A 15,813-nucleotide genomic window follows, 5' to 3' on the forward strand; every position below is an offset into this window, starting at 1 on the left:
CACCGGTCGCCTGCCTAGCAGCGCTGGCCGCGACATCGTATCGACCGAGGACCCAGAGACCACCCATGTTCGGATTCGGAAAGAAACAACAGCGCCAGGCCGACACCCAGGACGCGCCCAAGGACGCGCCCAAGGACGCGGGCGACGACCCGCAGTCGAGTAGAGCGCCGCTCGCGCAGCCAGTCCCGGAGCCAGCGGGCGCGGACAGGCCACCCGACGCGACGCCCGGACAGGGACGCCTCGGCGAGGCGATCGCCCGCGCCGCGACCCAACGCGAGGAAGAGGCGGCCCAGCAGCGGCGCCTCTTCGCTGGACTCAAGGCCGGCCTCGCGCGCACGCGCGCGGTGCTCAACGCCGACATTGGCGACCTGGTCTCCGGCCGCACCGAGATCGACGACGATCTGCTCGAAGAGCTTGAGATGCTCTTGTTGGCGGCCGATGTCGGCATGCCGGCCACGCGCCGCATCATCGACGATCTGGCCTATCGCGTAAAACGCCGCGAGGCACTGGAGCCGGACACCTTCCTCGCCGCGCTGCGCCGCGAGCTGGCCAGTCTCCTGGTCGCCAACCAAGCGCCGGTGCGACAGCCGGCGCCGGGCCGGCCGCAGGTGATCCTGATGGTCGGTGTCAATGGCGCCGGCAAGACCACCACCATCGGCAAGCTCGCGCGCCAGCTCAAGGACGAGGGCAACAGCGTCATGCTCGCGGCCGGCGACACCTTTCGCGCCGCCGCTGTCGAACAGCTGCAGGCCTGGGGCGAGCGCAATCAGGTGCCGGTGATCGCGCAGCACACCGGCGCCGATCCGGCCTCGGTGATCTACGACGCGCTCCAGGCCGCGACCGCACGCGGCATCGATGTGCTGATCGCTGATACCGCCGGACGCCTGCATACCAAATCGAACCTGATGGAGGAACTGCGCAAGATCGCCCGCGTGCTCAAGAAGCTCGATGCCGACGCGCCGCACGAGGTGATGCTGGTGGTCGACGCCACCGCCGGGCAGAACGCGCTGCAGCAGGCCCTGCAGTTCAACGACACCCTGCCGCTGACCGGCATCACCCTGACCAAGCTCGACGGCACCGCCAAGGGCGGCATCATCTTCGCCATCGCCGAGCGCCTGCAAGTGCCATTCCGCTTCATCGGCGTCGGCGAACAGGTCGAGGACCTGCGGCCGTTCGAGGCCGAGGCCTTCCTGAATGCCCTACTGAGTCCGTGATCCGGTTCGAGCACGTCAACAAGCGCTATCCGCAGCGCGGCGACGCCCTCAAGGATCTGAGTCTCGAACTCGCCGCCGGCGAGATGGTCTTCTTGACCGGCCACTCGGGCGCCGGCAAGAGTACCCTGCTGAAACTGATCGGCCTGCTCGAACGCCCGAGCCGCGGCCGCATCCTCGTCGATGGCCGCTCGCTCGCGGATCTGCCGCGGCGGCGCATCCCCGACCATCGCCGCGGCCTCGGCATGATCTTCCAGGATCACCGGCTGCTGAACGATCGCACGGTCTACGACAATGTCGCCCTGCCGCTGGTGGTGGCCGGCCTGTCCAAGCGCGAGGTCGGTCGGCGCGTGCGCGCGGCGCTCGATCAAGTCGGTCTGCTCGCCCTCGAGCGCGCGCAGCCGATCGCGCTCTCCGCCGGCGAGCAGCAGCGCGTCGGCATCGCCCGCGCGGTGGTCGCGCGGCCGCCGATCATCCTCGCCGACGAGCCCACCGGCAATCTCGATCCGGATCTGTCGAGCGAGATCTATACCCTGTTCGAGCGCTTCCATGAGGTCGGCGTCACCTTGCTCATCGCCACCCACGATCAGGCGCGGGTCAGCCGCATGGCGCACCGCATCCTGCGGCTGCACCAAGGTCGACTGGTCGCCGACTCGGGGAACTGGTAGATGGCGAGACGCCGCTTTCCCGTGAATCGCCGCCAGGCTCGTAACCCCGGCCGGCCTCGTCGGCGTCTCTCGGCCTGGCTCGAACACCATCGAGAGACCGCGCTCGAGACCCTGCGGCGGCTGCTCCGGCAGCCGTTGGCCACGCTGATGACGGTCGCTGCGGTCGCCATTGCCTTGGCCTTGCCGACCGCGCTGGTGGTGGCGCTCGACAACCTCAAGACGCTTGGCGGCGACTGGCGGCGCAGCGCCGCAGTGTCGGTGTTCCTGCGCCAAGATCTCGACGAGGCCGAAGGCGCGCGGCTGAGCGAGCGCATCGCGCAGCGCCCGCAGGTCGAGGCGGTGACGCTGATCAGCCGCGCCGATGGACTGGCCGAGTTTCGTGCCTATAGCGGCCTCGGCGGCGCCTTGGATCAGCTCGACGAGAATCCCCTGCCGGTGGTGCTCGAACTCCAACTGCGCCCCTCGGCGCTGGAGCCCGCGCGCTTGGCGCCCTTCCTCGCCACCATCGAGGCCCTGCCCGAGGTCGCCTTCCTGCGCGAGGATGCGCAATGGGCGCAACGCTTCCAGGCCATCCTGGGCCTGCTCCGCGCCGGCGTCGCCCTGCTCGCGTTGCTGCTTGGCCTCGGCGTGCTGCTGGTGATCGGCAATACCATCCGGCTCGAGATCGAGAACCGCCGCGACGAGATCCACATCATGGGCCTGGTGGGCGCCACCAACGGTTTCGTCCGCCGCCGCTTCCTCTATAGTGGGGCCTGGTATGGGCTCCTCGGCGGTCTCCTCGCCTGGCTCTTGGTCAACCTGATGGTCTGGCTGCTCGCCGACCAAGCCGCCTCCCTGGCCAATCTTTACCAGCGTGGGTTCGCGTTGCGGGGGCTCGGTCTCGCCGACGCCGCCCTCCTGCTCGCCGGTAGCGCGCTGCTCGGCATCCTCGGCAGCTGGATCGCCGTCGGCCGCCATCTTGATATCGATGACGAGCGCTGAAGCAGGCACGCGAACTTGTCGCCCAAGATGCCATCAAAGCCGGCGAAGACGATGCTCGCTGGATCGCATCGATATGCCGGGTTGTCTACCCTTTGCCACAGGAACTTTCCGTTCAAAACCCGCACAAAAACCCTGTCGCGACTATTGTCAAACGTCGCAAACGCTGCTAGCATCAATCCTGAGTAAAACACTAGGGTATGTCATCATGAGCAACGACATCGCAGCTATTGGAACCTTATCGACTGGCAACATCGACACCTATATCTCGAGCGCCTATCAGATTCCCGTCCTCACCGCCGAGGAGGAGCGTTCCCTCGCCGTCCGCCTGCGCGACGACGGGGACATGATGGCGGCGCGGCGACTGGTGCTGTCGCACCTTCGCTTCGTCATCCGCATCGCGCGTGGCTATCTCGGCTACGGACTGCCCCTGCCGGATCTGATCCAGGAGGGCACGGTGGGACTGATGAAGGCGGTGCGACGCTTCGAGCCGGACGTCGGCGTGCGGCTGGTCTCCTTCGCGGTCCACTGGATTCGCGCCGAGATCCACGAGTATATTCTGCGCAACTGGCGCATCGTGAAGGTCGCCACCACCAAGGCGCAGCGCAAGCTGTTCTTCAACCTGCGCAGCTCCAAGAAGCGCCTGGGCTGGTTCACCAAGCAAGAGGTCGACGATGTCGCCGCCGATCTCGGCGTCAAGCCCGAGACCGTGCTGGAGATGGAATCGCGGCTCTCGAATCATGATATGTCGTTCGATGGTCACGACGACGATGATGACGAAGCCCCCTCGGCGCCCTCGACCTATCTGCCGGACACCCGCATGGAGCCGGCCGCCGCACTCGAGCGCGAGGACAACGATGGCTGGCAACGCGAGCGCCTGTTCGCCGCCCTTGAGCAGCTCGACGAGCGCAGCAAAACGATCCTGCGCGAGCGTTGGCTGAACGAGCGCAAGCAAACGCTGCATGAGCTGGCCCAGCAGTTCAATGTCTCGGCCGAGCGCATCCGGCAGATCGAGAAGAACGCGATGAACAAGCTGCGCGTGCAGCTCGAACTCTGACGACGCCAAGGCTCGGGCTGGCGCATCGGCGAGCGCCAGCCCCCAGTCCGGCCACGCGCGTGACAACGACGCTGCCAGGCGAGGACCGCCCCCTGCAAGAGCGCACGGCACCAGGCGCGCGTGACAACGACCACACAGTCTCCTGATCGACGGTTCCATCGCGAGCGCCCACCGATGACCTCTATGATCCTTGCCTTCGCGCGCGCCCAGGCGCGTATCGCGGTGGGCCTCCTCGCCTGCGGCCTCCTCGTCACGCCGCTGGCAGCCGCCGCGACAGTCCCGGCAACCCCATTGATGACGCTCTACAAGTTCAACGGCCCGCTGGAGATCCCGTACTACGAGATCGGCCCCAATGGCCCAGGCCGAGCGGTCGGTCGCCTGCCGCAGGGAACCGCCGTCATCCCCTGTCTGGTGGTTCGCGACGGCCGCGCGCTCACCGATGCCGAAGGCACCCCTTACGTGGGCTTCGAGGTCGTCGTCAACCCGGCCGAGGACAAGGGCGAGCGTGCCAGGACGCGCTTCGAGCGGGCCTTTGCCGAGCGCGAATCGCTCCGGGTCGAGAACCACCATTGCGACGATTCCGTGCGCCATGTGCTCAATGTGCGCGACCTCTATATCCTGCGCAAGCCGCCCTTCTTTGCTCCGCCCGGCCAGGGCGATGCGGCCGTCGCCGAGCGGCAGGGGCACAGCCAGCTGGATAAGATCGTGCGCGTCTTCCACAACTCGCCCGAGTGCGCCTCGGTCGACGCCGCCCTGCTCGGGCGGCGGGCGCGACTCGCGCTGGCCTGGGACCGCTTCATCGACAGGCACCAGGGGCGCTGGGACCACACCGCGCTGGCCCGCGCCAAACACCTCGATTACAGCCTGCGCACGGCCATCTATGAGGGGCATCTCGATCGTGGTTGCTCGGCCTACGGCGCCTGTGAGCGCAATGTGGTGGTGCTCTCGATCCGTAACCGCGGCGTCGGTCAATGCCTGCAACGTCAGGGCTGCCGATTTCCAGGCGATTTCCAGGGCATCGCCTCCGATGTCTCGCAATACAATATCTGGGATGCCTACCTGACCCAGATCTCCGGGCTCACCTCCTGTTATCTGCGCACCGACCTCGCCCAGCACGAGCATTACGAGCGTATCCAGGCCATGTACGCGCAGAGCGTCGGCGCTGCCGAGACCATCCTCTACGGCGGCACGCCGGCGCTGGCGACGGTATTCCCGGGCACCCCGCTGGATGCGCTGACCGAGCTACGCCATTACTACCATCCGCCGGCGATGGGTAAATGCTTTCCGCAGTATGATCGGATCGAGTACCTGTCCGGCGCTGTCGCCAACAAGGGCGCCGATCACGTCTTGCTCGCGAACCAGCGCATCCAGGTCGGGGACCGGATCGGCAGCGGTTATCGGTTCGAGGAGTTTCGCTTCGAGCAAAAGGGGCTGATCGATGCCGTGCGCATCGAGGACAACTACCCCGGCTTCATCGTCGACGCGCGTAAGGTCCGCTTGAGCGGCGGTCGCGGCTGCACGCCTTATGGCGTCTCCAGCGGCTGCCGCTTTTCCCGCATCGGCCGCTACCGGCGCACGCCGAGTTGGCTCAATGTCGGCCAGCCGCTGGCCATCAACTGCCGCGTCGAGGATCGCGGCGCCTCGTGCGACGACAGTGGCCGCGAGCGACGGATCACCGTCGGCGGCGCCTGCGATGTCGACATGATGCCGGTCGCGCGGGTGCGTTAGGGGCTGTCCCCAGGGCGGGAAAACCGGCATAATCCAGCGCTTTCCCGAACCGACCTGCCTTTGGCAGATGGCAGGCGGATAACCAAGGGGGAGTCGCGTATGCCATACGACAGCCATCTTTATCAGATCTTGGCCCCGAACCCGGCGCTGGTCGCGTCACAACTCGATCCGGAGGCCTTCGCCAAGCATTACACCGCAGGCTCGGTGCGTTATTACGCTGGCAAGGTGGTATTCGCGGAGATCGATCTCGATTACCGCCACCCCTATTTCAAGATCGACGACGCGCTCGCGGCCTTGCAGCCACACCCGGACGGCCGGCCGAAGGCGACCAAGTTCATCTCCACCTACCGGGTGCTCGAGCACATCGATCTCGAGGCCATTCAGCGCCTCTTCCTGAGCACGCCGGAAGGCTATACCCTCGGACTCGCGCCGGCGCCTTACGACAAGACCCACGAGGCCGGCTTCCTGCGCATCTACGCCAATATCGCGCCGCTGCGCATGCTGGTGATGTCACGGCTCGATTTTCCCGCCTTTGGCAAGTACATCACCGATCCGGACTTCCCCAAGGGCGCGCCGAAACAGTTCTACACCCAGGTCGACCTGGATATCGAGCACTTCCTCGAGGAATTCGAGGAGCGCCCGACCATGCACCCGCCGATCCCCGGTTTGCATCCCTCGAATCTGCGCGCCGCCATCATGGAGCTGCGCGCCGAGCCGAGCAAGCTGACCAAGGGGCTGCGTCTCGACAGCGCCTTCGACACCATTCCCTACAAGGTCATTCGCCACGGTTTCATGTTCGCCTCGCAAGAGGCGACCCGTTTCTTCCCGATGCCAACGCTGGATGAGATCGAGGCGACCCATTATCGCTTCTGGCGCGCCATGTGACGGTATCGCCCTCGCGGTGGACGCGGGCTGCTCCAGGCCACCGCCGCGTCAGCGGCTCGACCCGCTGAACATGACAACGACAACGATTCGAGCGAGAAGGAGAGTCATCTGAATACCATGAGCCTGAATGCTCTCATCCCCATCATCCTAGGTATCTTCGGCCTGTTGGCGGCCTATCTGATCTTTCGCGTCGTCAAGGCCTATCCGAAGGGCGAGTCGACGGTCGCCGCCATCGGCGACGCCATCCATCTCGGCGCCATGGTCTTCATGCGCCGGGAATACACGGTGCTCGGCCTGTTCGCCGCCGTGCTCGTGGTGGTCCTATTCCTCTTCCTGGGCTGGAAGACGACGCTCGCCTTCGTCGTGGGCGCCTTCACCTCGGCGCTCGCCGGTTTCATCGGCATGAGCACCGCGACCCAAGCCAATGTCCGCACCACTGTCGCGGCGCATACCAAAGGGCCGGCCGAGGCGCTCACGGTGGCCTTCTTCGGCGGCTCGATCATGGGGCTGGCGGTGGCCTCGCTGGGTCTGCTCGGCCTCGGTACCCTCTACCTGCTGTTCGGTGGCGACCCGGAGACGGCGCACGCCATCCACGGCTTCGGCATGGGCGCCTCGAGCGTGGCGCTGTTCTCGCGCGTCGGCGGCGGCATCTTCACCAAGAGCGCCGATGTCGGCGCCGACCTGGTCGGTAAGGTGGAAGCGGGGATTCCCGAGGATGACCCGCGCAACCCTGGCGTCATCGCCGATAACGTGGGCGACAATGTCGGTGACGTCGCCGGCATGGGCTCGGACATCTTCGAGTCCTACTGCGGCGCCATGATCGCCACCATCGCCATCGCCTCGACCCTGGCAGTGGATATCATGGATCCGCTCGGCGAGCGCCAGGCGCTCATGTTCTTGCCGCTGGCCCTATCTTCAGCGGGCCTGCTGTGCTCGATCGTCGGCATCGTCCTGGTGCGGCTCTTCTCCAGCCAGACCCCGGAGCGGGCGCTGCGCATCGGCACCATCGGCGCCAGCATCCTGTTCATCGTCGCAGCCTACTTCGTGATCGTCGGCACCGGTGTCAGCGCGGCCGTCTGGGGCGCGGTCCTGGTCGGCGCCCTCGGTGGCATCGTCATCGGCCTGGTCACCGAGTACTACACCTCGTCCAAGCCGGTCGCCAGCATCGCACTGGCCGGCGAGACCGGCGCGGCCACGGTCATCATCACCGGTTTCGCGGTCGGCATGCGCTCGGTGATCGTGCCGTTGCTGACCATCTGCGTCATTATCTTCGTCTCCAACGCCCTGGTCGGCCTCTATGGCGTCGGCATCGCCGCTGTCGGCATGCTGGCCACCGTCGGCATCACCATGGCCATCGATGCCTATGGTCCGGTCGCCGACAACGCCGGCGGTATCGCCGAGATGGCGGGCTTGGGCGTCGAGACGCGCCGCATCACCGATTCCCTCGACGAACTCGGCAACACCACCGCCGCCATCGGCAAGGGCTTTGCGATCGGCGCGGCGGCACTGGCGGCACTGGCCATCATCACCGCCTACATCGAGAGCGTGTCGCAGCATGTGCCGGACTTCGAGCTGCTGCTGAGCGATCCGATGGTGATCATCGGACTGTTCATCGGCGGCATCCTGCCCTTCGCCATCGCTGCCATCACCATGACCGCGGTCGGCGAGGCGGCATTCGCGATGATCAACGAGATCCGCCGCCAGTTCCGCGAGATCGCCGGCCTGCTGGAGGGCACCGCCGAGCCGGATACCGCGCGCTGCGTGGATATCGCCACCACGGCGGCATTGAAGAAGATGGTGCTGCCCGGCGTCATCGCCATCGCCGCGCCCTGGGCGGTCGGTTTCATCCTCGGCCCGGCGGCGCTCGGCGGTATGCTCGGCGGCGCCCTGCTCGGCTGCGTGCTGCTGGCGCTGACCATGGCCAACGCCGGCGGTGCTTGGGATAACGCCAAGAAGTTCGTCGAGAAGGGCCATCACGGCGGCAAGGGTTCCGATACCCACAAGGCGACCGTGGTCGGCGATACCGTCGGCGACCCGTTCAAGGACACCTCCGGCCCGTCGATGAACATCCTCATCAACGTCATGGCCATCGTCAGCCTGGTGATCGCGCCGCTGCTCGGTAACAGCCTGCTGGGCTGATCCATCGACCACGTCGTTCGACTGCTTCCCGATGCGAGAGCCACTGTCCAGCCCTCCTCGGGAAGCAGCCAATGGACAATCGCACAGGCATACGCCGACACCGGGCAACCGGCGTCGGTTTCATTTATTCATGGTCGGCCTCGCGCGCGCTTGCCCGGCGAGGATCGGGCGATGGCCGCAGACTACTGCCGCAGACTATTCTGGGCTCTCGCCAAGCGTCTGATAGTACTGCTTGATATCCTCGCCGATGGTGGCGGTGATCTGATAGAAGACCTCGTGCGAGATCAGCACCGGCTGGTTGCCGATCTGATCGGCCTGAGCACAGGTCTCGGCGATGAGACGGTAGAGGTAATTGAGCACGAAGCGCGGCTGGCGCAGCTTGTCCAATGCCCCCAGGATCTCGCGCTGCGGGATCGCCGAGGCAAAGAGATTATCCAGCGGATAGGGATGACTCGGATCGGCCCGGCAGATGCGCAGGCGGGCCGACATCATGTCGAATAACTGCTTATCGCCCCAGCGAAACGGATAAATGATCTTCTGTTTGTCGAAGCGCGCCTCATTGGCCTTCTCGGTGCTGGCCTTGCGCACGGATTCGTAGAGCTGGCGCGGCAGCAGCATCTTGAAGCTGAGGTTCGGATGCAGTTGCAGGATGCGGTTGTTCCAGAGCGGCCAGACGAAGTCCTGCATGCGTTCGCGGTCGCCATTGATCAATGAGGGCTCGTCGACCTTGTCCATGACCACCACGATCTGCTGATAGCCAAGGCTGAGCATGATATCGATGAACTTGGTCGCGAATAACCGGCGCACATCGTCATCGTCGCGCCAGCCGCCGCGCTTCACGTCCTGATCCTTGAGATAGCTCGGCGGAATCCAATGCAGCGCGCGCTCGACATCGCGCATATTGCGATCGCGCACCAGAATCTCGCGCTCGGCGGAACGCGCGACCCCGCGGTAGAAGTTCCGCTGCGCCAACGGCGCGATCCCCAGTGTCATCAGCCCAACGATCAGGCCCTTGAGGCTGCTGAAGAAGCCCTTGATCAGCCCGCGCGGCAACAACCGTCTCGCCAACGAGCTCATGATGCGGTTGTAGCGATCCGGCGGACCGCTGACATAAAACGCCATCAGCATCATCAGATCATGACGGCGATAGCGCTCCAGACGTTCCAAGGGCACGTCCGTGTTCTTGATCTCGCTGAGCAAGGCCTCCATGCCGCAGACCAAAATCGCATCGAGATGTTGCGCCAAGCCAAAATCCTTCAGCGTGATCGGCTCTTGACGGCGCCGGTCCTGCTGCTCCCGCTTGCGCTTAAACGCCTCGAGGAAACCGTTGAAGTCATCGTAACGCAGCATCAGGATGTTCTCCTCATGCTCGCGGTTGAAGTGCTCGATGTTCTTTTCCAGGGCCAGGCGCAGCGCTGACTTGCCGCTCCCCTTCACGCCGAAAATCATCGAGGTGCCGCGTCCGGGCGGTTCACCGAAGAACTTGTCCCAGGCCTGATGATTGAAGGTGTAGTCGGATTCGTTCAGAAGCTCCTCGAACACCTTGTCGTTCTGCGCTTCTTCCTCGATGAAAGGGTTGCGAACGAGCCCATGGGACCCCAGGAATTGCGACATCGTCATAGACATGGGAAAGATACCTGTTCGCCGTCAACGTCGGCCGCGCCGGGGCCGCCACCGAGGTATCGGTGGCCGACGCGCGCAGGCCTCAGCACGCTCTGTTGGCATCCGCTCGCGCTGCCGAGCAGAGGTGCTGCGGGGATTGTGGTTGGACTGTGATCAGAGTTTTGGCGAGTGTTCGACCAGGATGTAGAAGAGCACCGCAAAGGAGACGCCCATCATCACGAAACGCGGCCAGAGGGATTTATCCGCGTAATTGTGCAGCTTGCGCTTCAGTTCGCAGATGAACCCCCCTTCAGGCGACTCGCGCATCCGGCATAGGTGGAGTGCGAGCCGTGCCAGGAGACGACGCGCCACATCGAAGACAGCATATAAAAAGAAAATGAGCGCCAGAAATGTCGCCAAACCGAGTAGCCAGTTCTCTAGATGTCCCATGATGCTATACAACCGTTAGGGGCCCTACGCTTGAGGGAGGACCCTACCCCGAAGGTCGAGGGGCTATCCTGCCATAGTGGCGGGACGCTGTCTTGTCGATCGCGCATTGAAAGATCTCGCCGACCCAGTCCCGCCGCGCTGGCCAGCCCCACCGTCGCCTTCTTCACCCCCGGAAGACGCCGATCGCCCTCCTCAGTGCGGCGAAGTCAGCACATCTGCGGACTGGTCCGCCCACGCCACCGCCTGGAGATAGGCTTCGGTCATCTGCGCAGGGGTCAGCCGCGCAAACCGGGCTTGTTGGAAATCACCCTGTTCGTAGGCGATGACGCTCGTCAGCGCCTCGCCATAAGGCCCCTGGCGATGTAACAGCGCGTCACGCACCTCGCTGGTCAGCGGCAGCGCATCGAGCACCTCCGCCAGCGGCGCCCGCATCATCGCATCCAGCAGCGAGAACAGCCCCACGGTGAAATAGATGTCGGCATGCGCGCGCCCGGCGAGCATCGCCAGCAGCTCGCACATCTTGGCGCGCTGAATCCCTTGAGCCATCAGCTCGCTGGACTGGTTGTCGAGCTTGGCGAGCAGCAACAACGAGGCCCAGCGCCGGATCCTTTGGGGGCCAAGATAGACCACCGCCGCGCGCAAGGATTCCACCTCCCTGGGCAACGCGAAGAAGGCGGAATTGAGGTGGCGCAATAGTTTGTAGCTGAGCCTGACATCATGGCCGATGATCTCCTCGAGTTCGGCGACATCGACCTCCGGATTCTGCAGCCTGGTCGTCAGCTCCAGCAGCTTGAGCCGGTTGAGCGGGATCTGGGTCCCCTGCACGATCGTCGGCCGGGACAGGAAGTAGCCCTGGAAGTAATCGAACCCGAGCTGTTTGCAGTATTCGAAGGCCTCCTCGTTTTCAACCTTTTCCGCCAGCAACTTGACATCGTAGGCCTGGAACGATCGGACTTGCTCAACGAGTTCCTCTCGCGACCAGTTCATGATATCGAGCTTGACGATGTGCGCGAACTCCATCAAGGGTCGCACCGACGCCTGGAACACACAATCATCCAGTGCCACCATGAAGCCGTCATCCACATAGGCCCGCAAGCCGGCGATCACCTCGGCATCGGGCTGCACGTCCTCCAGCACCTCCAGCACCACGCGTTGCGCGGGTAATGGCAGCGACTGACGCTCGACGAAGAAGCGCCGGGAGAGATTGATGAAGGCGCGATGCGGGCCAACGATGCGATCGAGGCCGAACTCCAGGAACACGTTCACGATCACCTGCGAGGTCGCCCGGTCGCCATCCACCTCCCCCGCAGCGTTGCCGGAACCATCGCGGAACAAGAGTTCATAGCCGTAGAGCTTTGAGTGACGGTCGAAGATCGGCTGACGCCCGACGAAAATCTCGTCCATCGTGTCTCTCCTTGGGGGTGCTGTCTCGCGACGCGTTGTTCATCGCTCGCGCCACTGCCTGCAACCGCGCAGTCTATCACCGAGCGGGAACGGCAACGGCAGCCGGCGGTCCGCTAGGTGCCCGCGCCGGCGGCATCGAGTCGGGAACAGCGCACCCAGCGTCCTCCTGGCAGTCGTTGGATCTGCGGGTAGGCCCGCGCGCACTCGGGAATGGCGAGTGGGCAGCGCGGATGAAAGTGACAACCGGCCGGAGGCGTCGCGGGTGACGGCATATCGCCCGCGAGCCGGATGATCTGGCGGCGCTCGGCCTTGTCCATCATCGGCACCGCCGAGAGCAGCGCCTGCGTATAGGGATGGCGCGGCTCATCGAGCACCTCGGCGGCGCGACCCTGCTCGACGATCCGGCCCAGATACATCACCGCGACCTCATGCGCCAGATAGGCGACGACCGAGAGATCGTGCGTGATGAACAGATAGCTAAGCCCAAGCCTGTCCTGTAGCCGCTTGAGCAGGTTCAGGATCTGCGCCTGCACCGAGACATCCAGGGCGCTGGTCGGCTCGTCGCAGATGATCACTTTGGGTTCGACCGCGAGCGCGCGGGCAATGCAGATGCGTTGACGCTGGCCGCCGGAGAACTCATGGGGGTAGCGATCCATCGCCTGCTCGCCGATGCCGACCTGCTCCAGCAACGCCGCCACCCGCCGCCGCCGTGCCGCGCGGCCCTGTTCGAGGGCCAGCGATTGTAGCCCCTCGCCAACGATATCGCCGACCAACATGCGTGGATTCATCGAGGCAAAGGGGTCTTGGAAGATGATCTGCAGATCCTTGCGATAGCGGCGCATCCGCCCAGCCCCAATCGCAGCGAGATCAACGCCGTTATAGCGCACCTGGCCAGCGGTGGGCGACACCAGCCGCAGGAGCGCCTTGCCAACGGTGGTCTTGCCGCACCCCGACTCGCCGACCAGGGCCAGGGTCCGCCCGGCCCGCAGGCTCAGATCGACCCCGTCGACCGCCTTCACATGGCCAACCGTGCTGCGGAACAGACCGCGCTGAATCGGGAAGTGGACCCGTAGCCCCTCAACGCTGAGCAATACCGGCGCGGCGGGCTCGGCGGGTTCCCCTCGCGCCGCGTCCAAGCCCGGTTCGCCGGCGGCCGCCTCCGCCGCGCTCGCTCCAGTGCCTGCCTCCTGGAAACCCGCTGCCCCCTCGGCCCAGAGCAGACAGCGCACCTGTTGCTCGTGGTGGGGCCGAAACCAACCGATCGGGGCCGCGCGACAGGCGGGCATGACCTGAGGGCAGCGCTCGGCAAAGCGACAGCCGACGAAGGCCCGATCCAGCGCTGGCACCCGACCCGGGATCACCGCCAGCTCGCCACGGCGCTTGCGCGCGCTCGGCACGCTCGCCATCAGCTGGCGGCTGTACGGATGCGCCGGCGCCGCAAAGAAGGTCGCGACGCTGGCCTGCTCGACGATCTGCCCGGCATACATCACCGCCAGCCGGTCGGCGGTCTCGGCGACCACCCCGAGGTCATGGGTGATCAGCAGCACCGCCATCCCGGTTCGCGCTTGCAGCCCTTTGAGCAATTGCAGCACTTGCGCCTGGATGGTGACATCCAGCGCGGTGGTTGGTTCATCGGCAATCAGCAGTTGCGGGTCGCCGGCGAGCGCCATGGCGATCATCACCCGCTGCTTCATGCCACCCGAGAGCTGGTGCGGGAATTCGCGCGCGCGCCGCGCGGGATCGGGAATCCCCACCGCCCGCAGCAGTTCGACCACCCGCGCGCCGACCGCCGCCTTCGGCAGACGCTGGTGCAGCCGCACCGCCTCGGCGATCTGCTCGCCGACCCTGAGCACCGGGTTCAGCGAGGTCTGCGGTTCCTGGAAGATCATCGCCATGCGCCCACCGCGCACGCCGCGCATCTCGCGCTCGGTCAAGGCCAGCAGCTCGCGGCCAGCGAGCCGCACCGAGCCATCGGTGATGCGACCCGACAGCGGCAGCAAGCGCATCAGCGACAACGCCGTCATCGACTTGCCACAGCCAGACTCGCCCAGCAGTGCGAGGGTCTCGCCCCGGCGGATCTCGAAATCGATGCCATCGCAGACCCGCACCGGCCGCTCGTCGGCGCCGAGCTGCGCCGTCAGATTCGAGACCTGCAGCAAGCCGTCGCTCATCGAACCGCACTCCGCAAGCGGGGATCGAAGGCATCGCGCACCACGTCGGCCAGCAGATTGGCGGCCAGCACCAGGGTGAACATGAACACGAAGGCCGCCGCCAGCGACCACCAGACCACCGGATCGCGGGCCAGCTCCAGCCGCGCGCTATTGATCATGTTGCCCCAGCTGTTCATGGTCGGATCGACCCCGATGTTGACATAGGAGAGCACCGCCTCGGCCAGCACCAGGCCGCTGAAATCCAGCACCAGGGTGATCATCACGATATGCAGCACATTGGGCAGGATGTGGCGGCCGATCACGGTCGAATGCCGCACCCCGAGCGCGCGCGCCGCCTGCACATAGTCGGCCTCGCGCAGCTTCAGGGACTCGCCGCGCAGCAGTCGGCAGAGACCGGTCCAACTGGTGACGCCGAGGATGATGCAGAGGAACAGCAGGCGCAGATCGGCGCGCTCGACCAAGCTCTGGAATTGGTCGGCGTTGTTGGTCATATAGACCTGCAGCATCAGGATCGCGGCCGCGATCAGCAGCACGCCCGGAATCGAATTCAGCGTGGTGTAGAGATATTGGATCACATCATCGGTGCGGCCGCCGAAATAGCCGGCCATGATGCCCAGGATCACCGCCGCCGGCAGCATCACCAGCGTGGTCAGGGTGCCGATCACCAGGCCGGTGCGGATGCTCTTCAGGCTCTGATAGAACACGTCCTCGCCGACCTTGTCGGTGCCCAGGATGTGGTACTTGGCCGCCAGCTCGGCGGCGACGAAGCTCAGCACCAGCATCAGCGCCAGCGTGATCAGCCCCACGCGCCAGGGCAGCTCGGTCTCGCCGCGCCAGATCGCCCGCGCGCGCTCATTGAAGGACTGGCGCCAGCGCATCGCGAGCAGCCCGATCAGCACCGCCATCAGCGCGGCCCAGACGAGCAGCCCCTTGACCATCCCGAACAGCCCGCGCAGGCCGATATCGACAGCGCGCCGCGCGGGATCGGCCAGATGCGTGCCGCCATGTTCGAGGCGGGGATAGCCGCGCGTGACGCTGCCATCCGGCTGCTCGATCGGTTCCTTGACGAAGAGATGCGTGGCAAAGGGCGCGGAGAAGGTCTTCTCCTGGCGCTCGCGCAGCCCGCTGAGCCAGAGATCGAGCACCGAGATGATCTGGGTCGAATAGGTCGGCGTCCTCGTGCTGGCGGATTGGCCCGCCGTCTCGTCGGCCCCCTGAGCCTGCGCGACCGCCGCCGGCTCTCCTCCATCAGCGGCCGGATCGCTGCCCACCGCGCTCTGGGAGGCTGCGGCGGCCTGCGCGACCGGCTCGACACGCGGATGGAAATGCAGCGAATCCAGCAGTCCGATGCCGACATAGAACAGGACCACCACCAGTGCGGCGACCCCCACCGGCGAGCGCCCGACTTGCAGCCAGGGCCCGCGCAGATGCTCATGGCGCGCGGCATAGAGGCCAAAGCCGATAGCGACCGCGATCAGCACGAAAACGAGGGCGTCAGTGATCAGGATGACTGGCACGGC

Annotated in this window: 12 protein-coding genes; 7 read left to right on the forward strand and 5 right to left on the reverse strand. The window is 65.5% G+C overall.

The genetic code is table 11. From position 1 onward, the window contains the following. The first annotated feature begins 65 nt into the window (after nt 1-65). From ftsY to ACLFQI_RS00160, 7 genes are all read left to right on the forward strand, one after another. Entirely contained in the window at nt 66-1,214 is a 1,149-nt protein-coding gene (ftsY, locus tag ACLFQI_RS00130) for a signal recognition particle-docking protein FtsY (RefSeq protein WP_410756763.1), read from the forward strand. Continuing rightward, a complete protein-coding gene (ftsE, locus tag ACLFQI_RS00135; protein ID WP_410756764.1) occupies nt 1,211-1,879 on the forward strand; it encodes a cell division ATP-binding protein FtsE in 669 nt (222 codons plus the stop codon). The genes ftsY and ftsE overlap by 4 nt, the downstream gene beginning before the upstream one ends. Then, the gene (gene ftsX, locus ACLFQI_RS00140; protein ID WP_410756765.1) at nt 1,880-2,860 is read left to right on the forward strand and encodes a permease-like cell division protein FtsX; all 981 of its coding nucleotides are present in this window, start codon (nt 1,880-1,882) and stop codon (nt 2,858-2,860) included. Nucleotides 2,861-3,065: 205 nt separating this feature from the next. Beyond that, on the forward strand, nt 3,066-3,914 hold the full coding sequence (rpoH, locus tag ACLFQI_RS00145) for an RNA polymerase sigma factor RpoH (protein ID WP_410756766.1): 849 nt from the start codon (nt 3,066-3,068) through the stop codon (nt 3,912-3,914). A 183-nt stretch (nt 3,915-4,097) separates the two neighbouring features. After that, nucleotides 4,098-5,642 carry a hypothetical protein gene (locus tag ACLFQI_RS00150; RefSeq protein WP_410756767.1) on the forward strand — a complete coding sequence of 515 codons (1,545 nt, stop codon included), beginning with the start codon at nt 4,098-4,100 and terminating at the stop codon, nt 5,640-5,642. Nucleotides 5,643-5,741: 99 nt separating this feature from the next. Then, nucleotides 5,742-6,527 (forward strand): hypothetical protein, encoded by a 786-nt coding sequence (locus ACLFQI_RS00155; RefSeq protein WP_410756768.1) that lies wholly within the window; start codon nt 5,742-5,744, stop codon nt 6,525-6,527. A gap of 117 nt (nt 6,528-6,644) precedes the next feature. Continuing rightward, nucleotides 6,645-8,666, forward strand: a complete 2,022-nt coding sequence (locus tag ACLFQI_RS00160) for a sodium-translocating pyrophosphatase (RefSeq protein ID WP_410756769.1) — start codon at nt 6,645-6,647, stop codon at nt 8,664-8,666. A 195-nt stretch (nt 8,667-8,861) separates the two neighbouring features. On the opposite strand, the gene ACLFQI_RS00165 is transcribed toward ACLFQI_RS00160, so the two are convergent. From ACLFQI_RS00165 to ACLFQI_RS00185, 5 genes are all read right to left on the reverse strand, one after another. Further along, nucleotides 8,862-10,292 (reverse strand): hypothetical protein, encoded by a 1,431-nt coding sequence (locus ACLFQI_RS00165; protein ID WP_410756770.1) that lies wholly within the window; start codon nt 10,290-10,292, stop codon nt 8,862-8,864. Nucleotides 10,293-10,442: 150 nt separating this feature from the next. Next, nucleotides 10,443-10,688 (reverse strand): hypothetical protein, encoded by a 246-nt coding sequence (locus ACLFQI_RS00170; protein WP_410756771.1) that lies wholly within the window; start codon nt 10,686-10,688, stop codon nt 10,443-10,445. Nucleotides 10,689-10,910: 222 nt separating this feature from the next. Then, complete coding sequence (locus tag ACLFQI_RS00175; protein ID WP_410756772.1) at nt 10,911-12,122, reverse strand: EAL and HDOD domain-containing protein; 1,212 nt, start codon at nt 12,120-12,122, stop codon at nt 10,911-10,913. A 113-nt stretch (nt 12,123-12,235) separates the two neighbouring features. Then, on the reverse strand, nt 12,236-14,293 hold the full coding sequence (locus tag ACLFQI_RS00180) for a dipeptide ABC transporter ATP-binding protein (RefSeq protein WP_410756773.1): 2,058 nt from the start codon (nt 14,291-14,293) through the stop codon (nt 12,236-12,238). Further along, a complete protein-coding gene (locus ACLFQI_RS00185; protein WP_410756774.1) occupies nt 14,290-15,810 on the reverse strand; it encodes an ABC transporter permease in 1,521 nt (506 codons plus the stop codon). Before ACLFQI_RS00185 ends, ACLFQI_RS00180 begins: the two co-directional genes overlap by 4 nt. Nucleotides 15,811-15,813: the final 3 nt, after the last annotated feature.

The organism is Halochromatium sp. (genome assembly GCF_046541315.1).
GTDB lineage: Bacteria > Pseudomonadota > Gammaproteobacteria > Chromatiales > Chromatiaceae > Lamprobacter.